Here is a 19813-nt window from a genome sequence, read left to right as displayed (position 1 = left end):
GTCTAGAATTACTTGCGCGGTAGAGATGCTTCGGCAAGCTCAGCATGACGTTCTTTTTTTACACCTGCTTGCCAGCAGAGCGGCGCCCGCTGAATCCCTAGGCCCTGCCCTGCGTTTAGCTGCTAACTACCTACTTTGCAGCTATGGCTCACTCGCACGACTCCCACGACCATTCGCACGCCGGGCACCAGCACGCCGCCCCGCCGGCTGGGGGCCAGTTCAGCGCGGCTTTTGCCTGGGGTATCGGCCTGAACCTGGCGTTTGTAGTGGCCGAGGTGATTGGTGGGCTGTGGGCCAACTCGGCGGCGCTGCTCTCCGATGCCGGCCACAACCTGAGCGACGTGCTGAGTTTGGCTCTGGCCTGGGGCGCGGCCTGGCTGGCTGGCCGGCCCGCCACGACGCGCTACACCTTCGGCTACCGCGGGGCTACCATTCAGGCGGCCCTGCTGAACGCAGCCCTGCTCTACGGGGCCCTAGGGTTCATCTTGTGGGAAACCATCGAGCACCTGCGCCACCCCGAGCCCGTGAAGGGCGGCTGGGTGATGGCGCTGGCCGGCGTGGGAATTCTGATTAACGGCTTCACGGCCTGGCTGTTTAGGGCCGGGCAGAAGGGCGACGTGAACGTGCGCGGCGCCTACCTCCACATGGCTGTGGACGCGTTGGTGAGCCTGGGCGTGGTGGTGGCCGGCGCTATTACCTACTTCACCGGCTGGCAGTGGCTCGACCCGGTGGTGAGCTTGCTGCTACTAGTTGTCATCGCCTACGGCTCGTGGGGCCTGCTGCGCGACACGGTGCGCCTGGGCCTGCAAGCCGTGCCCGACAGCATCGAATTTGAGAAGGTGCACGACTACCTGCTGCGCCAGCCGGGCGTGCAAAGCCTGCATGACCTGCACATCTGGAGCCTGAGCAGCGACGGCCACGACACCGCCCTGATGGCCCACCTAGTGCGCCCCGGCGGGGCCGATGCCACTTGGCTGGCCAACCTCTCGCAGGGCCTGCTTAAGGAGTTCCACATCCACCACAGCACCGTGCAAGTCGAGGACTCGGAGCTGGCCCACGGCTGCCAGAGCGGCTGTAAAGTGCCCGCACCCGCGCTGGCGGTGTAGGTGGTTTGCGGTGGCTGGCCCTACATTTCGGCCATGCAAGCCACCACTCCCCCGCCCACTCAAACCAAGCTGCTCTCGGCCGTCGTCATTGTTGCCTCCCTCGGCTACTTCGTCGATATCTACGACCTTATCCTGTTCAGCATCGTGCGGGTAAAAAGCCTGGCCGACCTGGGCATCGTGGACAAGGTAGCCGTGAAGACTCAGGGCGAGTACCTGCTGAGCATGCAGATGGGCGGGATGCTGCTGGGCGGCATCCTGTGGGGCGTGCTGGGCGACAAGAAAGGGCGCCTCTCGGTGCTGTTTGGCTCCATCCTCATGTACTCGCTGGCCAACCTCGCCAACGCCTACGTGCACAGCCTGGAGCAATACGCCTGGCTGCGGCTCATCGCGGGCATCGGGCTGGCGGGCGAGCTAGGCGCGGGCATCACGCTGGTGAGCGAGAGCCTACCCAAGGAGCGCCGCGGCCTGGGCACCATGATAGTAGCCACTGTGGGCGTGAGCGGGGCCATGCTGGGCTACTGGGTGGGCCAGCGCCTGGGCTGGCGCAATGCCTACCTGGTGGGCGGGGCCCTAGGGCTGGCCCTGCTGGTACTGCGCGTGAGCGTATTCGAGTCGGGTATGTTCCAGCGCACCAAGGAAAGCGGCACGGCGCGCGGCAACTTCCTGGGCCTCTTCACCAACGGCAAGCTGCTGGGGCGCTACCTGCGCTGCCTGCTCATTGGGGTGCCGCTGTGGTTTGCGGTGGGCATCCTCATTACTTTCTCGCCCGAGTTTGCCGATGCCCTGGAGGTGCGGCCCGACGTAGCGGGGCAGCCGGCCGTGTCGGCGGGGCTGGCTGTATTCTGGTGCTACTTCGGGCTAGTGTTCGGCGATTTTCTGAGCGGCGGGCTCTCGCAGGTGCTCAAGAGCCGCAACCGGGCGCTACTCATCTTCTTGGCTTTCAATGCTGTCATGGTTTGGGTTTATCTGTTTGCCATGCGCGGGGCCACCGACACGGCTTTTTACGCCATGTGCTTCGTGATGGGCATTTCGGTGGGCTTCTGGGCCTTATTCGTGACGGTGGCGGCCGAGCAGTTTGGCACCAACCTGCGAGCTACGGTAGCCACCACGGCGCCCAACTTTGCGCGGGGCGCGGTGGTGGGGCTGGTGCCCGCCTTCCGCTGGGCCGAGGCGCACTTCGGGCGCATTCCGGGGGCAGCTTACCTAGGGGGGCTCACTATCTTGGTTGCCATATGGGCAGTGCTCACGCTACCCGAGAGCTTTGGCAAAGACCTGGACTACAGCGAGCCTACCTAGGGGCTGCTGCGTCGCTAAGCCCTAGGGTTTAAAGCAGACCCACGGCGTAACGGCCTATAAACTTGCCGAATGCAGGATAATTCTAAGCTAAAAAGGAACTGTAGCTGCAACAGTGGCACACCGCTTGCTCGTTTAAGGATTGTGCAGCTACATAATGAGTTGCCTCTCTTCTTTTATGAAAAAAGTATTGTTGCTGGCCGTTTTCGCCGTAGCCAGCCTGGCCGCTACCTCGGCCCATGCCCAAACGACTTCTACCCCCGACCAAACTACGCCGGCTCCCACTCAAACCACGCAGGACTTGCAGCAAACGCACCAGCAGCAGCGCGACCAAGCCAATGCGGCCGACCAAACCGTGAAGGAGCAGCGCCGCGCCCTCAAGGCACAGCAAAGCCAGACGCGCGACCTGAAGGCCCAGATGCGCGAGCAGCGGCAGCAAGCCAAGCAGCAAAAGGAGCAGTTGAAAATGGCCCGCCAAAACGCCGACGTAGCCCGCGAGCAGGAGCGCGCCACCAAAAAGCAGGAAAAAGCTCAGAAAGAGGCCGATAAAGCGGCCCGCAAAGCCGGTAATATGTAAGCAATTATTAGTTGGCGCCCGCGCGCTTATCCAAAAAACTCCGGCGCAAGTCGGAGTTTTTTTGTGGGGGGCCGTACTGCTAGCGTCTCTTTGCCGCAACTCCCTAGCCCCCATGGCCGCCAAAAACCCCACGCGGTACTACCCGCTGCACCATTTCGTGCTGCTGCCGCTCACACTAGTGCTCGTCGTCTACACCATCCGGCGCTACGTGGGCGTGGCCGGTGACGACTCCGAGCTGTCGCGCCTGTGGTTTTCGGTGGCGCTGCTGGCACTGTTTTTTCTGGTGGCCCTGGTAATGATGCGCCAGCACTACGCCCTGATGCTGCAAGACCGCGTGGCCCGGCTCGAAGTGCGCCAGCGCTACTTCGAAGTCAGCGGCCAGCGCTTCGCCCCGCTCGAAAAAGACCTCACCCTCAAGCAAATCTTAACCCTACGCCTAGCCGGCGACCAGGAGCTGCCCGCCCTGGCCCAGGCCGCTGCCGCCGAAAAGCTCGACTCCAAGGCTATTTTGGCTCGCATCCACGATTTCCAGTTCGACCCCATGCGGGTGTGAGTGAAGCCACGAGGTGCGGCGGCCGAAGCGCCCGCTGCCAGGCCTCGCCTCTTATCTATGAACGCCTTCTGTGAGCGCCTGGCGCTGTCTTACCCGATTATTCAGGCCCCGATGGCGGGCGTTTCAACGCTGGCCCTGGCGCTAGCTGTGTCCGAAGCCGGGGCCCTAGGCTCATTGGCGGCCGGGGCTGCGCCGGCCGCCAGCACGGTAGCCCAGCAGCTGGCCGAGCTGCAGGCCGCCAGCCGCCGGCCCTTCAACGTCAACGTGTTCTGCCACCAGCCGGCCGCCCCCGACCCCGCGGGCGATGCCCGCTGGCTGGCGTACTTAGGGCCTTTTTTCGAGAAGCTGGGCAGTGCGCCCCCAGCCAGCCTGGCGGAGGCTTACCCGAGCTTTCGGGTGCACGAGGAGTTGCTGCAGGTGCTGGTGGTGGCCCGCCCTAGGGTAGTGAGCTTCCACTTTGGCTTGCCCACGGCCGCCCAAGCCACCGCGCTGCGGCAGGCGGGCTGCCTGCTGCTGGCCTGCGTAACATCGGTAGCGGAGGGCCGGGCGGCGCTGACCCTGGGCATTGAGGCGCTGGTGGCCCAGGGTATTGAGGCGGGCGGCCACCGGGGGGTATTCGATGGCCTGCCGGATACCCAGCAGCCAACCCTGGCCCTGACGAGGCAGCTGGTGCAGACGCTGCCCCTGCCCGTGGTGGCCGCCGGCGGCCTGATGACCGGCGCCGACGTGGCGGCGGCGCTGCGGGCGGGCGCCGTGGCGGCACAGCTGGGCACCGCCTTCGTCGCCTGCCCCGAGTCGGAGGCGAGCGCCGCCTACCGGGCCGCCTTGCTGCAGCAGCCCCCGCTGCCCACGCAGCTTACCGCCGTCATTTCGGGCCGGCCCGCTCGCGGGCTGGTCAATAGGTTTATGCGGGAGATTGACCAGCCGGGCCGGCCGGCCGTGGCGGCTTATCCGCGGGCCTACGTAGCGGGTAAGGCGCTGATAGCTGCGGCGCAGCAGGCCGGTGAGCCGGGCTATGCCGTGCAGTGGGCCGGCACCGGCGCCGGGCGGGCTCGCCCCCTCGCGGCCGCCGAGTTGGTGCGGGTGCTGGCCGCCGAGCTGCAAGCGGCGCTAGCCACCCCACCCAGCTAATCCGTATCGGAAAAGAGCTGGCCGGTATTTCCCTAACGTTACTTTACTGCCGCCTTTGCTTACCACTTATGATTCTCTACAACGTCACCACCAGCCTCGACCCCAGCATTGCCGACGAATGGGTGAGCTACATGCGCGAGCACCACATGGCCGAAGTAGTGGGCACCGGCTGCTTCATTCGCAGCCAGCTGCTGCGCCTGCTCAACGAGGAAGATAACGGCATCACCTACGCCGCGCAGTACTATTCCGTGAGCCTCGACCAGCTCGAGGCTTACCAGCAGCACTTTGCCCCCGAGCTGCTCGCCGAGATGGACAAGAAGTTTACCGGCAAGTACCACTCCTTCCGCACCGTGCTGGAAGTGGTGGAATAACTATTGGTTGCAGGAAACCAGCAAGAGCACGCCAAACAAACGGCGCAAATACAGGGCTGCCTCGAACCAGGAGTTTTATGCGCAGCTTCGAGCATTGCAGCACGCAGGCAGCCGTCAAACGAGTAGCGGCCTTGAGCTAGCTTCTGGGCGCTAGCAGTAACGTTAGTTTTTAGTTAGCTAAGGAGGGTAGACGATTGAAAGATGTTCCGGTCATTTTTTGCTAGTTTTGAAAGCAGGTAGCTACCTGTTATTGTCCAATATTGAGCCTAAGCGTCCATCCGCTAGCTTCGCCTAATCCTGGGCGTGGCTTCAAGTGCGTACGCCACACCTGATGGCGGTGACAAAAGCCTAACTCGAAACTAGCCTGGCCAGTAGCCGCTTGCGCAAAACTCGGGAGAGCTTGGCCTGCTGCGGTAACCACCGCTTGCAGACCCCGCTGCAGGCCTAGGGTCACGGGGTGGGCCGCTGACCTGCCGCAGTAATGTATTAGGGAAGCAATACCCAAAGTCACGGGCAGCTAAGGCTTCAGCTAGGACTATTAGTCTGGCTGCTGGCCCTGGCTGCCCGCACTGCGTTATCAGCTCGAGGCTCTAACAGCCCAATCCGAAATGATGTAAAGGCGCCTCACAACACATTTCGGCACCTTAAACTTGAATAGCTGACAAAATAACAGCAACTGCCTCGTGCTACTACCTGCTGCCACACCTTGCGGTTGACGTTTTAAGCGTACACGACCTTCACTGAACGACTTTGTTGCGTCAAAAGTCTTATTGCATTCAGGGGCTATATGGGCTATCTTACTAAACCTGAACTTATGTCTTATGACTATCTATAAAATTAATATACCTTACACTTAGCAAAACTTTGATAAAGAGAAAACTTATTTGTATTATTGACACCCACTAATTGAGTATTCTGTTCAAACGCTCTTTTTAAACCACTTTTTACCTGCTCAATAATCGTGGTATGCTATGAAAAATACAATCACTCCTAAAACAGGTTTCAGATACGATATAAATGCCCTCAGAGCTATTGCAGTACTTGGGGTGCTTTTCTTTCATTACAAAGTAGATTTTTTAGCCGGTGGCTTCGCTGGAGTTGATATTTTCTTTGTAATATCTGGCTATTTGATGACTAGAATAATTATCCAATCCATCAATCATAATAACTTCTCTTTTAAAGATTATATAGGCAAAAGAACAAGGCGAATAGTTCCAGCCCTACTATGCCTTGTTATTGTTATTTCTACTTTATCGTTTTTCTTTTATTTTCCCGAAGATTATAAAACAAACCAAAAAAGCGCCTTAGCAAGTATTACTTTCTTATCAAATATATTATACTGGCAAAGCTCTAATTCTTATTTCGCACCGTTATCAGATACAAATATTTTTTTACACACTTGGTCTTTGTCCGTTGAATGGCAATTTTACTTAATATATCCGTTAATACTTTTATTACTAGCAAACACCATCAGAAGCAAAAAGATATATCTTTATTTTATCATTTTTTTCACTATTTCACTTATCATTCTGTCACTTATTGCGACAACTTATAAGAATAACGCCGCTTTTTATTTACTTCCTACTAGGTCATGGGAAATGATGTTTGGCGGAATAGCTTTTCTTGCTGAAGGCAAACTTAAGGAAAACAAATGGGGAAAATTCATCGCTTATACAGGTTACCTTTTGATATTCCTGTGCTTTCTACTTCTTGACACGACTATGCTGTGGCCTGGTCTCTACACTTTGCTACCCGTAATTGCTACTTTTTTAATAATTATTGCCAATAATGATAGTGTTAGATTTATTAAATACAGAGCAATTCAATTCTTAGGGGAAATATCTTACTCTCTGTATTTATGGCACTGGCCCGTCTACGTGATAGCTCAGTATTTTGGGATAAAAATGAGCTTAAAATTAACACTACTACTCGTTATAATATCTTTTTTACTGGGCTATATATCCTATACTTATGTTGAGAATATTAAGATTAAAAGCGCGAAGTGGCTATATGCAGCACTACTACCATGCATTACTCTTATTGCCTATTCAAGTTATGCCGACACTAATAACTTTATTTTTAAGGCCAAATCTTTAGAAGTAGCAAATTACGCTACTACGCAGCAGCATAAGCGAGACAAGCAATTTAATGCAGGGATTTGCTTTGCAGAAGTTAAAGATGAAAGCTATGATACCAATAAATGCTTATGCATAAATAAACGAAAGAAAAACGTTTTGCTACTTGGCGATAGCCATGCCGCTCAGCTATCCGAATCACTAAGGAAAAACCTCGATAGCACTAAATTTAATCTGCTGCAAGCTACAGCAGGAGGTATTTTACCAACTATAAAGAAAGTAAATAATGAACGATTAGCTATTAGAAAAATAATAGATTATGTTTATGAAGATTTTATTCCTTCCCATTCCAATGAAATACATTTAGTCATCATTACGGCGCATTGGTCTGGAGCTAAAGGAATAAAGCGGGAGACGATATTACACGGCATCAAGGAATCTATTAGCTATTTCAACAAAAAAAATATTAATGTTATCGTTGTTGGGCAAAGCGAAAGTTACGTAATCCCCTACCCAACAATTGCTGGAAGAAATTTTCAATATAAAATTCAAATTAATCATAATTATTTAAATGATGAAGAATATTTAATGGATAACTATCTACTAAAAAATCTAGACTCTTCTTATATCAGAATTATAAATCAAACTTCATTCCCTGCTTTGTCAGCAAACAATGAGCCGTACATGTGGGATAATAACCATGTCACAGGGTACGGTGCCGACTTAATTGTTAATAAGATATTAGCGAACCCTGCCACAACGAAGTTTTTTAATTGACTTGTTACCTCACCCGCAATAAGTATTATGTTAAGAAGATGACGGCAGCCCTTGCACGAATAGGCTTAGGCCAACACTTTAGTGCACCTGCTAGCATCCAACATGCTAGGAGGAAGGCCATGTAGTAAGTAGCATCGAGGATAGTTCAACTGAATACTGCCAGGCATTGCAAATCCATAGCAGTCCTCCGAAAAGGCGGCTTTCCGCGCGTTAAGCATAGCCCTACTTATGCCTCTTTCAGCCGTTGCTAGGCCCTAGCAGCTACGATTTGGGCTTTGGCAAACATCTTTTGAAGATAGCCAGCACTTGGTTTTTTTATATCTTACAGCTAACCGGCTTTGCTGGGGTAGGACGGAGCTTCGGGCTACTCCTCATAACATTACGCCCATGTTGTAGAACGTGAAGCTCCACACGTCGGCCCACTCGGCTATTTGCAGTTGAGTGCTTTTGCCGGCGCCGTGGCCGGCGTTCACGTCGATGCGGATGAGGGTGGGCCTGAGGCCGGCCTGGTCGGCCTGGAGCTGGGCGGCAAACTTAAACGAGTGGGCCGGCACCACGCGGTCGTCGTGGTCGGCGGTGGTGATGAGCGTGGCCGGGTAGGCGGTGCCGGGCCGCAGGTTGTGCAGGGGCGAATAGGCTAGCAGGTTGCGGAACTGCGCCTCGTCGTCGGAGGTGCCGTACTCGGGCGCCCAGTTCCAGCCAATGGTAAATTTCTGGTACTTCAGCATGTCCATGACGCCCACGGCGGGCAGCGCCACCTGGCACAGGTCAGGCCGCTGGGTCATGACGGCGCCCACCAGCAGGCCGCCGTTGCTGCCGCCCGCAATGGCCAGGCGGCTGGGATTGGTGTAGCCGCTGGCCGTCAGGTAGTCGGCGGCGGCAATGAAGTCGTCGAACACGTTTTGCTTGTGGGGCGTCATACCGGCCTGGTGCCAGGTTTCGCCGTACTCGCCGCCGCCGCGCAGGTTGGGTACGGCCAGCACGCCGCCATTTTCCAGCCACAGCATCCGCGCCACCGAGAAGCTAGGCGTTAGGCTCACGTTGAAGCCACCGTAGGCGTAGAGGTAAGTGGGCAGCTGGCCGCTCTTGGTGTCCAGACCCTTTTTGTGGGTAATGAACATCGGGATACGCGTGCCGTCCTTACTGGGGTAAAAAACCTGGGTCGTCACGTAGTCTTTGGGGTGCACATCAACCCTAGGGGCGCGCCACACGGTGCTGCGGTTGGCGGCCGGGTCGTAGCGGTAAATGGTAGTGGGGTAGGTGAACGACGTGAAGGCGTAGTAGAGAACCTTATCGGTGCGCCGGCCGACAAAGCCAGCCGCCGTGCCCAGGGCCGGCAGGGCCACATCGTGGCGGTACTCGCCGGTTTCGGTGTACACCTTCACCTGCGAGCTGGCGTCGTGCAGGTAGGTGGCTAGCAGGTAGCCCCCGGCCTGGCTGATGCTTTCGAGCTTCTCCTTCGCCTCGGGAATAATGGTGCGCCAGTGCGCGGCCTCAGGCTGGCGCGGGTCGATGGCCACCACCCGGAAGTTGGGCGCGTGGTCGTTGGTGTACACCAGCAGCTCGCCGCCCACGTTGCCGATTACGCTGGTATCGTACTGGTAGCTAGGCTGCACCGTGGTCCAGGCGTGGGCTTGCTTCTGGTCGTGCAGGTCGCGCACCAGCAGCTGGTTGCCGTCGCTCCGGCCATCGGTGAGGGCCAGAAACAGGAAGCGCTCGTCCTCGGTGGTGCCCGCGATGCGGAAGCCCAGGGCCCGCTCGCGGTTTTCGTACACCAGTCGGTCCTGGGCTTGCGGGGTGCCCAGGGCGTGGTAGTATACTTTGTGGTACTCGTTTTTGCCGGCCAGCGCGCTTTCGCCGCCTTCCTTGGGCGCGTCGTAGCGGCTGTAGTAGAAGCCGCGGCCTGCCCAGGCCACGCCCGATACCTTCACCCAGTCGAGCTGGTCGGGCAGGGGCTGGCGCGTCTGCATATCCAGCAGGTGCACCTGCTGCCAGTCCGAGCCGCCGCCGCTGGTGGCGTAGGCCAGGTAGCGGTGGTCGGAACTGAAGTGCAGGCCGGCCAGCGCCGTCGTGCCATCGGCCGAGAATTTATTAGGATCGAGCAGCACCTGGGCTTGCTCCACGGGTTGCCCTAGGGGCACCGTGTACACCACGGCCTGGTTTTGCAGCCCATCGTTTTTGCTGAAGACGAGTAGGTTGCCTTCTTGCTCGGGCACGCCGTAGCGCTCGTAGTTCCAGAGCTGGGTCAGGCGGGCGCGCAGCTTCTCGCGGAACGGAATTTGGGCGAGGTATCCAAAAGTCACCTCGTTCTCGGCCCGCACCCAGGCCTGGGTTTCGGGCGCGTCGGGGTCTTCGAGCCAGCGGTAGGGGTCGGGCACCGGGGTGCCAAAATAGGTATCGGGCTGCGGGTCGCGGCGGGGGGCGGGGTAAGTCAAGGCAGGAGAAAACTGGGGGCGTACCGCACTTTCGGCACGCTCGATAATGGGCGTTTCGGTCAGGGTGTGCCGGTTGGCCACGCCCAGGCGCTCGTCGGGCGCGCGGCGCGCGGTGCCAAGAATGGGCGCGCTGCTACGGCAGCCGGCTACTAGCAGCGCGGCCGCCAGCCAAGTGGCAGCCCTAGGGGTTTGCATAGCATATAAGGCAGTGAGCAGGTGAATTGTTGGGGGGAGGCAGGCCCGCCTAGGGGGCGGCCGGGCCAGTTGTGCGCAGGGCCTCGGCCACGCGCCGGGCCACCAGCTCCTCCACCTGCTGGCGCTGGGCGGCGCTTAGCTCGGCGGGGCCGCGGCCGGCCTGGGTGGCGGCCCGGCGCAACTGGCGCAACGTGCGGCCCAGGCTCAGGCGCAGTAGCACGTACAGCACTAGGCTCAGCAAGCTAAAGGTGAGGGCCAGCGGCGCCAACAAGCGGTCGAGCAGCGCGACCGGGGCAGTGGCCCTAGGGCCGCCGGGCCCCGCCGAAGCCGCCGGGGCGGTGGCAGCCGTGGCCTCGGCGGCTTCGGCGGGGCCGCTGAGGCTGGTTTCGGTTTCGGCCTGCGGAGCCGCGGCCACGGTGGCGGGCGGCAGGCCGGTTTCTACGTAGTCGGTCAGCTTTTTTTCCAGCTCGTGCAGGCCGGCCAGGCGCGCGGGGCTGCGCTGGCGGGCGGGCGAGGCGCGCAGCTTGCCCACGATGGCGCGCACCAGCGCCGCTAGCCGGGCGTGGTTGTCTTGGAGGCCCTGGTAGATGCGGCCGCGCTCCTCGATGGGTGCGTAAAGCAGCGAGTAGATGCGTAGGCTATCGGGGCGCAGGCTGGCGGCCAGGGCGGGCAGGCTGCCGCTTTCGCAGCGCAGGGTGCTTTGCAGGCGCGGGTGGCCCAGGTCGGCGTACACATAGCGGGCCGTAGCGCACCAGATTTGCACCTTGGCCTCATCGAGTGAGGGCTGACCAAGCGGTGTTTGGGCGCGGGCGGCGGGGCCGGCCAGCGCGGCCAGCAGCAACCCCAGCGCCAGCCCTAGGCCCGGTAAAAGACGAAAAAACGGGTGCGGCATACCAACTGATGACGAGAAAACCGATGAGGGCCGGAAAGTACAACGCCGCCGCCTTGGCGCCACCCGGCCGGGGCCTGGGCGAGCAATTATCTTTGTAGGCCGCTTTAGGCAACCCATTATGCAGATTGAAATTTTAAAATCCAAGATTCACCGCGTCCACGTCACGCAAGCCGAGCTGCACTACGTGGGCAGCATCACCATTGACGAGGACCTGCTGGACGCCGCCAACATGGTGGAGCACGAAAAAGTAACGGTGGTGAACGTGAACAACGGCGAGCGTTTCGAAACCTATACCATTCGGGGTGAGCGGGGCACGGGCACCATCTGCCTCAACGGGCCGGCCGCCCGCCGCGTGGCCCTGGGCGATGTCATTATCGTGTTTTCGTACTGCCTCATCGACTTTGCCGAGGCCCGCGCCCACCAGCCCACCGTCATCTTCCCCAACGACCAGAACCGCCTGGCCTAGGCCCTGGCTAGCCGCCCGGTTGCCCTCGGCTCCTTTTTTGCGCCTGCTACCCCTAGGGCCCCAGGGCCGCCTCGGTAGCCGGCCCGGCCCTGGGGCGGGCGGCTTTTTTCAGCTTGATGAAAACCCTGCTTAACATTCTGAAATACGGCCTGCTGCTGGGCATTTCGGGCGCGCTGATGTGGTATGCGCTGCGGGGCCAGGACCTGAGCCGCGTGGGCGCCAGCATTCGGCAGGCTAATTACTTCTGGCTGGTGCTGAGCTTGGGCATCTCGGTGCTGGGCTACCTCAGCCGGGCCTACCGCTGGCAAATGCAGCTCAACGCCTCGCGCACGCCGGCCGGCTACTGGCCCACCTACCACGCCATGATGGTGGGCTATCTGGCCAACCTGGTGCTGCCCCGCGCCGGCGAGGTCATCCGCTGCTCGGTGCTGCGGCGCGTCAGCGGCGTGCCGGTGCAAGTGGCCCTGGGCACGGTCGTGACCGAGCGCGTGATTGACGTGCTGGTGCTGCTGTGCTTGCTGGGGGCCACGCTGCTGCTCGATTTCAAGACCTTCTGGGGCTTTTTTAATGAGGAGCTGCTGGGCGGCAAAGCCGATACGCTGGCTCGCAACCCGCTGCCGCTGGTGCTGGCGGGCCTGGCGGCGCTGGTGCTGCTGCTGGCGGCCGGCTATACGCTCTACCGCAACCTGGAGCGCCTACGCCAGCACGCGCTATTTAATAAGGTGTTGGTGTTCCTTCAGGGCCTGCTCACGGGGCTGCTCAGCGTGCTGAAGCTCGAAAACAAGGGGCTTTTCCTGTTCCACACCTTCTTTACCTGGCTGGTTTACTTCCTGCTCGACTACCTGGCTTTTTACTGCTTTCCCGATACTTATGGCCTAGGGGCCCGGGCGGGCCTGGCGGTGCTCACGTTCGGGGCGTTTGGCATGGCGGCGCCGGTGGCGGGTGGCATCGGGCCGTTTCACGTGTTGGTGCAGGGTGTGCTGCTGGTATATGGCATCAGCAAGGAGGCCGGCATTGCCTACGCGCTGGTAGTACACGGCGCCCAAACCCTGCTGGTGGTGGTGATGGGCGGCATCAGCTTCGTGGCCGTGGCCGCCGCCGACCGCCGCAGCCTGGTGCAGGAAGCCGAAGCCTTGGCCGACGAGCCACTGACCAGTGAGTAGTGAGGTAGTGAGTCGTGAATAGTAAAGAACGTCATTCCTCGGCAAGCTCGGAATGACGTTCTTTACTATTCACCAACTACTAATTATCAACCGCAATTGCCTACCTGATATCCACTTATGACCGCCGATAAAATTTTATCCCCCAAGCAATTGCCTGCCATGCTAGCCGCTTGGCGGGCCGCCGGCGAAAAAGTGGTGTTTACTAACGGCTGCTTCGACTTGCTGCACCTCGGGCACGTGGACTACCTGGAAAAGGCTCGCGCCCTGGGCGACCGCCTGGTGGTGGGCCTCAACACCGATGCCTCGGTGAGCGCCCTCAAGCCCGGCCGGCCCTTGCAGGACGAAACGTCGCGGGCCCGCATCCTGGCCGCCCTAGCCTTCGTGGATGCCGTGGTGCTCTTCGGCGACGACACCCCGCTGCGCCTCATCGAGGCCGTGCAGCCCGACGTGCTGGTGAAGGGCGATGACTACACGATTGACGGAATTGTGGGCCACGAAACGGTGTTGAAGAAGGGCGGGCAAGTACTGACGGTGCCGCTGGTGAAGGGCTACAGTACCTCGGCCCTGGTAGCCAAGGCCCGGCAGCTATAAGCTAGTTGCCAAGTTGGCAGCCTAGGGCCCCTGTGGCAACCAGGCACGGCATTTGCCCATATGCTCATCAGAACTTCATCCTCCTTTTCGCTATGTTTATCCTCCTCATCCTGCTCGCGGCCGTTAGCTACGGCATCCAGTGGCGCCTGCGCAGCAAGTTTAAAGAGTACGCCGAGGTGCACCTGCACTCGGGCCTGAGCGGGCGCGAAGTAGCGGCCAAGATGCTGGCCGACTACGGTATTCGCGACGTGCAGATTATCAGCACCGACGGCCAGCTTTCCGACCACTACGACCCCACCGCCAAAACCGTAAACCTGAGCGCCGACGTGTACGCGGGCCGCTCGGCCACGGCCGCCGCCGTAGCCGCCCACGAGTGCGGCCACGCCGTGCAGCACGCCCAGGCCTACAGCTTCCTCAAGTTTCGCTCGGCCATGGTGCCAGCGCTGTCAGCCGTGTCGAAGTTTATGCCTTTGCTGCTCATTGGAGGCGTATTTTTGCTGCGCTACAGCATCTTGCCCCTAGGGCTGGGCGTGGCGCTGTTTGCCCTCACCACCCTGTTTTCGTTTATCACGCTGCCTGTCGAGTTCGACGCCTCGCGCCGCGCCCTGGCCTGGATGGACCGCAGCGGCGTGGTAACCACCCAGGAGCACGCCGTGGCCAAAGACGCTCTCTGGTGGGCCGCCATGACCTACGTAGTAGCCGCCATTAGCTCGCTGGCCACGCTCGTGTACTACGGTATGATGCTGCTGGGTGGCAACCGCCGCAATTAAAACCAGCTACTGGCTTGCCAGCTAATGCATACGCTCAGGAATAGCGCCGGCCTTAAGCCGGCGTTGTTTTTTGGAAAAGCCTTTAGGTAAATATACCGATTTCAGGACCCTAGGGCTATTGGCGGGCAAGCTTTGCCTTCGAGGAGCCGTATTTTCGCAGTACATTTCATTCTCTCCCTCCCTACCCCATCCCATGCAACCTGATATTGCCACCGCCTCCCCTTTTCAGCTCACCGAAGAGCAGCTGGCCGTGCAGGCCGCGGCCCGCGACTTTGCCCAGAGCGAGCTGTGGGCTGGTGTCATTGAGCGCGACGAGCACCAAAAATTTCCCACCGAGCAAATTAAGCGCATGGGCGAGCTCGGCTTTATGGGCATGATGGTGAGCCCCGAATACGGCGGCTCGGGCCTCGACACGGTGAGCTACGTGCTGGCGATGGAGGAAATCTCCAAGGTCGATGCCTCGTGCTCGGTTATCATGAGTGTGAATAACTCGCTGGTGTGCTGGGGCCTGGAGAAATACGGCACCGAGGAGCAGAAGCGCAAGTACCTGCCGCGCCTGTGCTCGGGCGAAATCATCGGCGCCTTTGCCCTGAGCGAGCCCGAGGCCGGCTCTGACGCCACCAGCCAGCGCACCACCGCCGAGGACATGGGCGACCACTACCTGCTGAACGGCACCAAGAACTGGATTACCAACGGCACCACCGCCTCGGTGTATCTGGTGATTGCCCAAACCAACCCCGAGTTGAAGTCGCGCGGCATCAACGTGCTCATCGTGGAGAAGGGCATGGAAGGCTTCCAAACCGGCCCCAAGGAAAACAAGCTCGGCATCCGGGGTTCCGACACCTGCTCGCTGCTGTTCACCGACGTGAAGGTGCCCAAGGAAAACCGCATTGGCGCCGATGGCTTCGGCTTCAAGTTTGCCATGCAGGTGCTGGCGGGCGGGCGCATTGGTATTGCGGCGCAGGCCCTAGGCATCGCCTCGGGCTCGCTCGAGCTGAGCCTTAAGTACGCCAAGGAGCGTAAGGCGTTTGGCGTGCCCATTGCCCAGCACCAGGCCATTCAGTTTAAGCTGGCCGATATGGCGACCAACGTGGAGGCGGCCCGCCTGCTGTGCCTGCAAGCCGCCGCAGATAAGGATAACCATATTGACTACGCCAAGAGCGGCGCCATGGCCAAGCTGTTTGCCTCCAAAACGGCGATGGACGCGGCGGTGGAAGCCGTGCAGATTCACGGCGGCTACGGCTTCGTAAAAGAGTACCACGTAGAGCGCTTTATGCGCGATGCTAAGATTACCCAGATTTACGAGGGTACGTCCGAAATACAAAAAATCGTCATCTCGCGCGACATCCTCAAATAGGACGTTTTGAAAACGCTAGTTGGCAAGCATTTTGCACAAAACCCAGGCCGATTCAGCCTGGGTTTTTTATTTACATAAATTTTTTTATGCGATATTGCAAACGTTTTTATTAACTTTAGCCCCTGTTAAGACATCCTACCCTCAACAAGTTTCAAATTTTACAATTAAGTTATGGAAGATTACAATAAGGTAATTGAATCATTAGGAGTTCGCTATATTAAAGCCAAGAATTTGGTGTTGCGGCAGTCCGTAACGGTGCGCAATGCCTACGATGTGGGCAACAATCTTATTTTGTTGCATCAAGGAAAAATCACTTTCGGCGACGAAGACCAAACGGTAGAGGAGAACGAGCTGCTCTTCTTGCCCGGTGGCCGCGCTACCCGCGTGGGCTACGGCCAGAATGCCGCCAGCCGCGTTATCTCTAACGACGATTTTATCACGAATAAGGACCGCTTCTTCACCTCCAACGACCAGCTCGACTACATCGGCGACGCCGAGGAAAGCCACAGCTCGGTGGTGTTTGAGGCCAAGGTGTTTGACTCGGTAAACTTTTTCGCCTCGCTCGACGTGCCGGCCTTCGTCATTAAGAAGAACGACCGCCTGGCCAACCTGGTCATCAAGATTATCGAGGAATCGATTCAGGACCTGCCGGGCCGCGAGCGCCTCGTCACCATCTACACCGAAAACCTGGTGGTGGAAGTGGTGCGCTACATCTTGCAAAACAACATGTTTGTGGAGCAGCTGGCCACCAACAGCACCTACTTCAAGGACCCGCGCCTCATCGACCTGTTCAACTTCATCAAGGAAAACCTGAGCGGCGACCTCTCGAACAAGGTGCTGGCGGGCGTAGCCAACGTGAGCGAGGACTACGTGGGCCAGTACTTCAAGATGCTGACCAACATCAACCCGCAGGACTACATCGAATACCAGCGCATGGAGCGCGCGGTATCGCTGCTGCGCACCACCAAGAAAAGCATCCGCGACATCGGCAAGGAAGTGGGCTACAAGGATACCGCTTACTTCTGCCGCCGCTTCAAGATGATGTTCGGCATTCCGGCCGGCAAGATGCGCCGCCGCGAGTCGGCCATGAACATTTAACCGCGGATTAAACGGATTTCGTGGATACGCTGCCTCGCAGCTGGCTACACGGAAAAGGGCTGCCGACGGGCGGCCCTTTTTTGTGGCGGAAGGGCTAGGCTACTACTCGAGCTGGCCTTGCAGGTAAAGCTGCTTGAGGCGACGGTGCAGGGCGTAGCAGGCGGCTTCGGCGGCTTCCCCGCCCGCGTTGGTTAGCACTATCAAGGCCACCTGCTGGCTAGGGTACAGAATGGTGTGGCAATAGAAGGTACCCGCCGTACCGTTGTGGAAGCTAACAGGTGCGCCAGTTGCCGGCAGCTTCAGCACGCCCCACCCGTAGGCGTAGCTGGGCTTGCCAAAATGCAATAGCTGGTAAGTTTTGGCTTTCAAGTAATTAGCATGCCCAAGCAATCCGCGCAAGTGCTTTTGTATCAGGCGCGCATAGTCGGGCAGCGGCATAGCCAAGTCGCCGGCTGGCGCCAGAAAGTCCTGCAGGTGATACGGGTGCAAGGGCCCTAGGGGGGTCAAAACGCTATCGGTGGCTGCCTGCCGCCAGTGGCCCCAGGGCTGCTGCGCATCGCCCCGATTAGGAAACCCTACTACGTAGTGCAGCTTGAGCTTGTGGAAAGCCCTGGCTACCAATTCCTCCCATGAACGCTGGCTGACTTGCTCGAGCATCAGGGCAGCCAGCGCGTAGCCCGCGTTAGAATACGCGTAGACTTCACCCGGACCGGGCAACACCGGGGGCTGCTGCAGCACGAAGGCGGCAAATTGCTGGCGCTTCTGCCTGACCGTGCCGCTAAAGGCTGGTAGGCGCCGGATTTTCGCTCCCGAATCATACGGTGGAATGCCAGCGCGGTGCGACAGTAGCGCAGCGAGCGTCACATCGGCGTAGGCGGGCAGCGCGGTGGTGCGCAAGCTGGGCACTACGTCGAGCAACTTGCTTTCCCAACGAATCTTACCCTGCTCCACCAGCTTACCCGCCAGCAGGCTCGTCACGCCTTTCGTATCGGAGCCGAAGTGGAAGTAATCGGTTAGGGTGATTTGCGTAGTCTGGTCACTGCGCCGCACTCCGCCATACACGTAGCAGATGCGCTGCGGCTGAATAACTGCCGCCAGCATAGCCGGCAGGTGGTACTTCACCCTGAGGCTGTCGAGGGCTTGCTGCGCCGCTGTTTGAGCCATCGCTAGGGACGGGCACAGGCTACTGCCTAGCAGCATCAAACACAGAAAGACACGGACGAACACTGCAGTTGAAGATAAAGCCAGTGGTTACCCTAGGGTACCTTGCAACTCCGTCATTCGTTACTGCCGGTTCAGCTAAGTACTCGGCTGGCTACTACCTGCCTGCCGCACGGCGGCCACCGCTTCGACCAGGAAATTTGGATTGCGCTCCAGATGGTTGCCCACCACTACTAGGTCGGCGCCGGCGCCTAGGGCGGCGCTGATTTTCTCGGCCGTGTTCAGGCCGCCGCCCACTAGTAGGGGCGCATTGGTGGCCTCGCGCACCGCCCGTATCATGGCAGGCGATACGGGCTGCTGGGCGCCGCTGCCGCCGTCGAGGTACAGCAAGCGCAAGCCTAGCTGCTCGCCAGCCATCGCCGTGGCTGCCGCAATGCTAGGCTTATCGTGGGGCAGCGGGGCGGTGCCACTGATGTAGGAAGCCGTGGTGGGGCGGCCGCTTTCGACCAACATATAGCCGGTGGGCAAAATCTGCAGGCCGCTTTGGCGCAGGCGCGGGGCCGCTACTACGTGCTGGCCAATTAGGAAATCGGGGTTGCGGCCCGAGATGAGGGAGAGCAGCAAAATGCCGTCGGCAGCGGCATCTACGTGCAGGGCGTGGCTCGGAAAAAGCAACACTGGCACGTGCGGCGCCTCGGCCTTCAGCAACGCAATGAGGGCAGCCTGATGCTCGGTAAGCACGAGGCTGCCCCCCACAAAAAAGTAATCTACGGGGTACTGCGCTACCTGCCCGAGCAATTGGCGCGTGCGGGTGGGCACAAAGTCATCGGGGTCGAGCAGCACGGCCAGGGCCTTGCGGCCTTGGTGGCGCAGCCCGGCCAGGGTATCAAGCAAGCGGTTCGCGGTAGGCAGGGGCGTCGGCGGGGTAGGCATCCGGTTGCGGCGTGGCGGGGTGGCCATGGGCATAGCCATCATTCTCCCCCGTTGGGGCCGCAAGGTCGGAAGATTTTGCCGTTTCTGGCTCGTCGCTCGTCAGTTTAGCTTTTAACGCCTTGGTAACCAAGGCTGCCCCTAGGCTGGCGGCCTGGCCCAATACTATTTTGCCCAGGTCGCTCTTGGCTAGCGCCACCAGCATGGCGCCGAGCTGACGCTTGGGCTGGGCCTCGGCACCCTTAGAACCAGGGGTTTCCGCAAAATCGTCGGACTCGGGCAGGCGGCGGCTGTCGTCGAAGGGCAAGCTGGACTCGGGGTGGCCATAGGCTTCCGACTGGAAGTCGCCAGTTGCGGTGTCGGCCGCAGTGCCGTGGTAGGAGGTGGAATGCTCGGGGAAATCCGGATAGTCTCCTAAGCCATTATCGTCCAGGTTGTCATCGGGCGTGCCGGGCGTGTCGTAGGCCTCGGTGTCGGAATGGTATACCGTGCCGTGCGCATCAGCGCTACTGCCGAAATACGCATCAGCTTCTGGCCATTGGCCGTCCGGCTGGTCGTCGTCATCTGCCAAATCAAAATCGGCGAAGCGCTGGGTACCGTAATCGCTTGGCTCGTAGCTGCTGGGCCACTCGGCATCGGGGTCTTCGGGGCGACGCTTGCGGCCACCTAGGGCCTTGGTAATTAGCCAGATACTACCCACCAGGCCGGTGCCCACCAGGGCTACGCGGCCCACGTGGGCAGTTTGCTCTTTTAGCTGCGCTACGTCGCCGCGCAGGGCGCGCTCGTATTCCAGCTTTTTACGCTCTAAAAAAGCCTTTTCTTCCTCAAACAGCGGGTTAGTGGGCTCGCTCATATCCTAGGGGTGAATGGTC

The 19813-nt window shown here is 59.2% G+C and carries 18 protein-coding genes; 13 read left to right on the top strand and 5 right to left on the bottom strand.

The window, feature by feature from the left end; translation table 11 throughout:
* The first annotated feature begins 143 nt into the window (after window positions 1-143).
* The 7 genes from HHL22_RS10805 (at window position 144) to HHL22_RS10775 (ending at window position 7883) form a co-directional block, all read left to right on the top strand.
* On the top strand, window positions 144-1106 hold the full coding sequence (locus tag HHL22_RS10805) for a cation diffusion facilitator family transporter (RefSeq protein ID WP_169531188.1): 963 nt from the start codon (window positions 144-146) through the stop codon (window positions 1104-1106).
* Between the two features lie 33 nt (window positions 1107-1139).
* Window positions 1140-2402, top strand: coding sequence for an MFS transporter (locus HHL22_RS10800; protein WP_169531186.1), 1263 nt, complete (start codon window positions 1140-1142; stop codon window positions 2400-2402).
* Window positions 2403-2577: 175 nt separating this feature from the next.
* A complete protein-coding gene (locus tag HHL22_RS10795) occupies window positions 2578-2976 on the top strand; it encodes a hypothetical protein (protein WP_169531185.1) in 399 nt (132 codons plus the stop codon).
* 112 nt (window positions 2977-3088) lie between these two features.
* Entirely contained in the window at window positions 3089-3529 is a 441-nt protein-coding gene (locus HHL22_RS10790; RefSeq protein WP_169531183.1) for a DUF6526 family protein, read from the top strand.
* A 57-nt stretch (window positions 3530-3586) separates the two neighbouring features.
* A complete protein-coding gene (locus tag HHL22_RS10785; RefSeq protein WP_169531181.1) occupies window positions 3587-4660 on the top strand; it encodes an NAD(P)H-dependent flavin oxidoreductase in 1074 nt (357 codons plus the stop codon).
* A gap of 68 nt (window positions 4661-4728) precedes the next feature.
* Complete coding sequence (locus HHL22_RS10780; protein WP_169531180.1) at window positions 4729-5031, top strand: DUF4286 family protein; 303 nt, start codon at window positions 4729-4731, stop codon at window positions 5029-5031.
* A 971-nt stretch (window positions 5032-6002) separates the two neighbouring features.
* Complete coding sequence (locus HHL22_RS10775) at window positions 6003-7883, top strand: acyltransferase family protein (RefSeq protein ID WP_169531178.1); 1881 nt, start codon at window positions 6003-6005, stop codon at window positions 7881-7883.
* A gap of 371 nt (window positions 7884-8254) precedes the next feature.
* On the opposite strand, the gene HHL22_RS10770 is transcribed toward HHL22_RS10775, so the two are convergent.
* A complete protein-coding gene (locus HHL22_RS10770) occupies window positions 8255-10513 on the bottom strand; it encodes a prolyl oligopeptidase family serine peptidase (protein WP_169531176.1) in 2259 nt (752 codons plus the stop codon).
* Window positions 10514-10562: 49 nt separating this feature from the next.
* Window positions 10563-11405 carry a hypothetical protein gene (locus HHL22_RS10765; RefSeq protein WP_169531175.1) on the bottom strand — a complete coding sequence of 281 codons (843 nt, stop codon included), beginning with the start codon at window positions 11403-11405 and terminating at the stop codon, window positions 10563-10565.
* A 118-nt stretch (window positions 11406-11523) separates the two neighbouring features.
* Here HHL22_RS10765 and panD point away from each other — a divergent pair, with 118 nt between their 5' ends.
* From panD to HHL22_RS10735, 6 genes are all read left to right on the top strand, one after another.
* A complete protein-coding gene (gene panD / locus HHL22_RS10760) occupies window positions 11524-11871 on the top strand; it encodes an aspartate 1-decarboxylase (RefSeq protein WP_169531173.1) in 348 nt (115 codons plus the stop codon).
* Between the two features lie 116 nt (window positions 11872-11987).
* Window positions 11988-13034, top strand: a complete 1047-nt coding sequence (locus HHL22_RS10755; RefSeq protein ID WP_169531172.1) for a lysylphosphatidylglycerol synthase transmembrane domain-containing protein — start codon at window positions 11988-11990, stop codon at window positions 13032-13034.
* A gap of 117 nt (window positions 13035-13151) precedes the next feature.
* On the top strand, window positions 13152-13625 hold the full coding sequence (rfaE2, locus tag HHL22_RS10750) for a D-glycero-beta-D-manno-heptose 1-phosphate adenylyltransferase (protein ID WP_169531170.1): 474 nt from the start codon (window positions 13152-13154) through the stop codon (window positions 13623-13625).
* Between the two features lie 92 nt (window positions 13626-13717).
* A complete protein-coding gene (locus tag HHL22_RS10745) occupies window positions 13718-14395 on the top strand; it encodes a zinc metallopeptidase (protein WP_169531169.1) in 678 nt (225 codons plus the stop codon).
* A gap of 193 nt (window positions 14396-14588) precedes the next feature.
* Window positions 14589-15752 carry an acyl-CoA dehydrogenase family protein gene (locus HHL22_RS10740; RefSeq protein WP_169531167.1) on the top strand — a complete coding sequence of 388 codons (1164 nt, stop codon included), beginning with the start codon at window positions 14589-14591 and terminating at the stop codon, window positions 15750-15752.
* A gap of 171 nt (window positions 15753-15923) precedes the next feature.
* Window positions 15924-16850 carry an AraC family transcriptional regulator gene (locus HHL22_RS10735; RefSeq protein ID WP_169531166.1) on the top strand — a complete coding sequence of 309 codons (927 nt, stop codon included), beginning with the start codon at window positions 15924-15926 and terminating at the stop codon, window positions 16848-16850.
* 102 nt (window positions 16851-16952) lie between these two features.
* Here HHL22_RS10735 and HHL22_RS10730 read toward each other — a convergent pair whose 3' ends face one another.
* From HHL22_RS10730 to HHL22_RS10720, 3 genes are all read right to left on the bottom strand, one after another.
* Window positions 16953-18014, bottom strand: a complete 1062-nt coding sequence (locus HHL22_RS10730) for a serine hydrolase domain-containing protein (RefSeq protein WP_169531164.1) — start codon at window positions 18012-18014, stop codon at window positions 16953-16955.
* A 135-nt stretch (window positions 18015-18149) separates the two neighbouring features.
* Complete coding sequence (locus HHL22_RS10725) at window positions 18150-18905, bottom strand: geranylgeranylglyceryl/heptaprenylglyceryl phosphate synthase (RefSeq protein ID WP_241738080.1); 756 nt, start codon at window positions 18903-18905, stop codon at window positions 18150-18152.
* Window positions 18898-19794 carry a hypothetical protein gene (locus tag HHL22_RS10720; protein WP_169531161.1) on the bottom strand — a complete coding sequence of 299 codons (897 nt, stop codon included), beginning with the start codon at window positions 19792-19794 and terminating at the stop codon, window positions 18898-18900. The genes HHL22_RS10725 and HHL22_RS10720 overlap by 8 nt, the downstream gene beginning before the upstream one ends.
* Window positions 19795-19813: the final 19 nt, after the last annotated feature.

This window comes from Hymenobacter polaris, from assembly GCF_012927305.1.
GTDB lineage: Bacteria > Bacteroidota > Bacteroidia > Cytophagales > Hymenobacteraceae > Hymenobacter > Hymenobacter polaris.
Note: the sequence above shows the minus strand (reverse complement) of the source record. Positions and strands in the feature narration are given on the sequence as shown.

Excerpts from the sequence above, each read along its gene's own strand:
- HHL22_RS10805 (WP_169531188.1), top strand. The coding sequence starts at position 144 with ATGGCTCACTCGCACGACTCCCACGACCATTCGCACGCCGGGCACCAG.
- HHL22_RS10800 (WP_169531186.1), top strand. The coding sequence starts at position 1,140 with ATGCAAGCCACCACTCCCCCGCCCACTCAAACCAAGCTGCTCTCGGCC.
- HHL22_RS10795 (WP_169531185.1), top strand. The coding sequence starts at position 2,578 with ATGAAAAAAGTATTGTTGCTGGCCGTTTTCGCCGTAGCCAGCCTGGCC.
- HHL22_RS10790 (WP_169531183.1), top strand. The coding sequence starts at position 3,089 with ATGGCCGCCAAAAACCCCACGCGGTACTACCCGCTGCACCATTTCGTG.
- HHL22_RS10785 (WP_169531181.1), top strand. The coding sequence starts at position 3,587 with ATGAACGCCTTCTGTGAGCGCCTGGCGCTGTCTTACCCGATTATTCAG.
- HHL22_RS10780 (WP_169531180.1), top strand. The coding sequence starts at position 4,729 with ATGATTCTCTACAACGTCACCACCAGCCTCGACCCCAGCATTGCCGAC.
- HHL22_RS10775 (WP_169531178.1), top strand. The coding sequence starts at position 6,003 with ATGAAAAATACAATCACTCCTAAAACAGGTTTCAGATACGATATAAAT.
- HHL22_RS10770 (WP_169531176.1), bottom strand. The coding sequence starts at position 10,513 with ATGCAAACCCCTAGGGCTGCCACTTGGCTGGCGGCCGCGCTGCTAGTA.
- HHL22_RS10765 (WP_169531175.1), bottom strand. The coding sequence starts at position 11,405 with ATGCCGCACCCGTTTTTTCGTCTTTTACCGGGCCTAGGGCTGGCGCTG.
- panD (WP_169531173.1), top strand. The coding sequence starts at position 11,524 with ATGCAGATTGAAATTTTAAAATCCAAGATTCACCGCGTCCACGTCACG.
- HHL22_RS10755 (WP_169531172.1), top strand. The coding sequence starts at position 11,988 with ATGAAAACCCTGCTTAACATTCTGAAATACGGCCTGCTGCTGGGCATT.
- rfaE2 (WP_169531170.1), top strand. The coding sequence starts at position 13,152 with ATGACCGCCGATAAAATTTTATCCCCCAAGCAATTGCCTGCCATGCTA.
- HHL22_RS10745 (WP_169531169.1), top strand. The coding sequence starts at position 13,718 with ATGTTTATCCTCCTCATCCTGCTCGCGGCCGTTAGCTACGGCATCCAG.
- HHL22_RS10740 (WP_169531167.1), top strand. The coding sequence starts at position 14,589 with ATGCAACCTGATATTGCCACCGCCTCCCCTTTTCAGCTCACCGAAGAG.
- HHL22_RS10735 (WP_169531166.1), top strand. The coding sequence starts at position 15,924 with ATGGAAGATTACAATAAGGTAATTGAATCATTAGGAGTTCGCTATATT.
- HHL22_RS10730 (WP_169531164.1), bottom strand. The coding sequence starts at position 18,014 with ATGGCTCAAACAGCGGCGCAGCAAGCCCTCGACAGCCTCAGGGTGAAG.
- HHL22_RS10720 (WP_169531161.1), bottom strand. The coding sequence starts at position 19,794 with ATGAGCGAGCCCACTAACCCGCTGTTTGAGGAAGAAAAGGCTTTTTTA.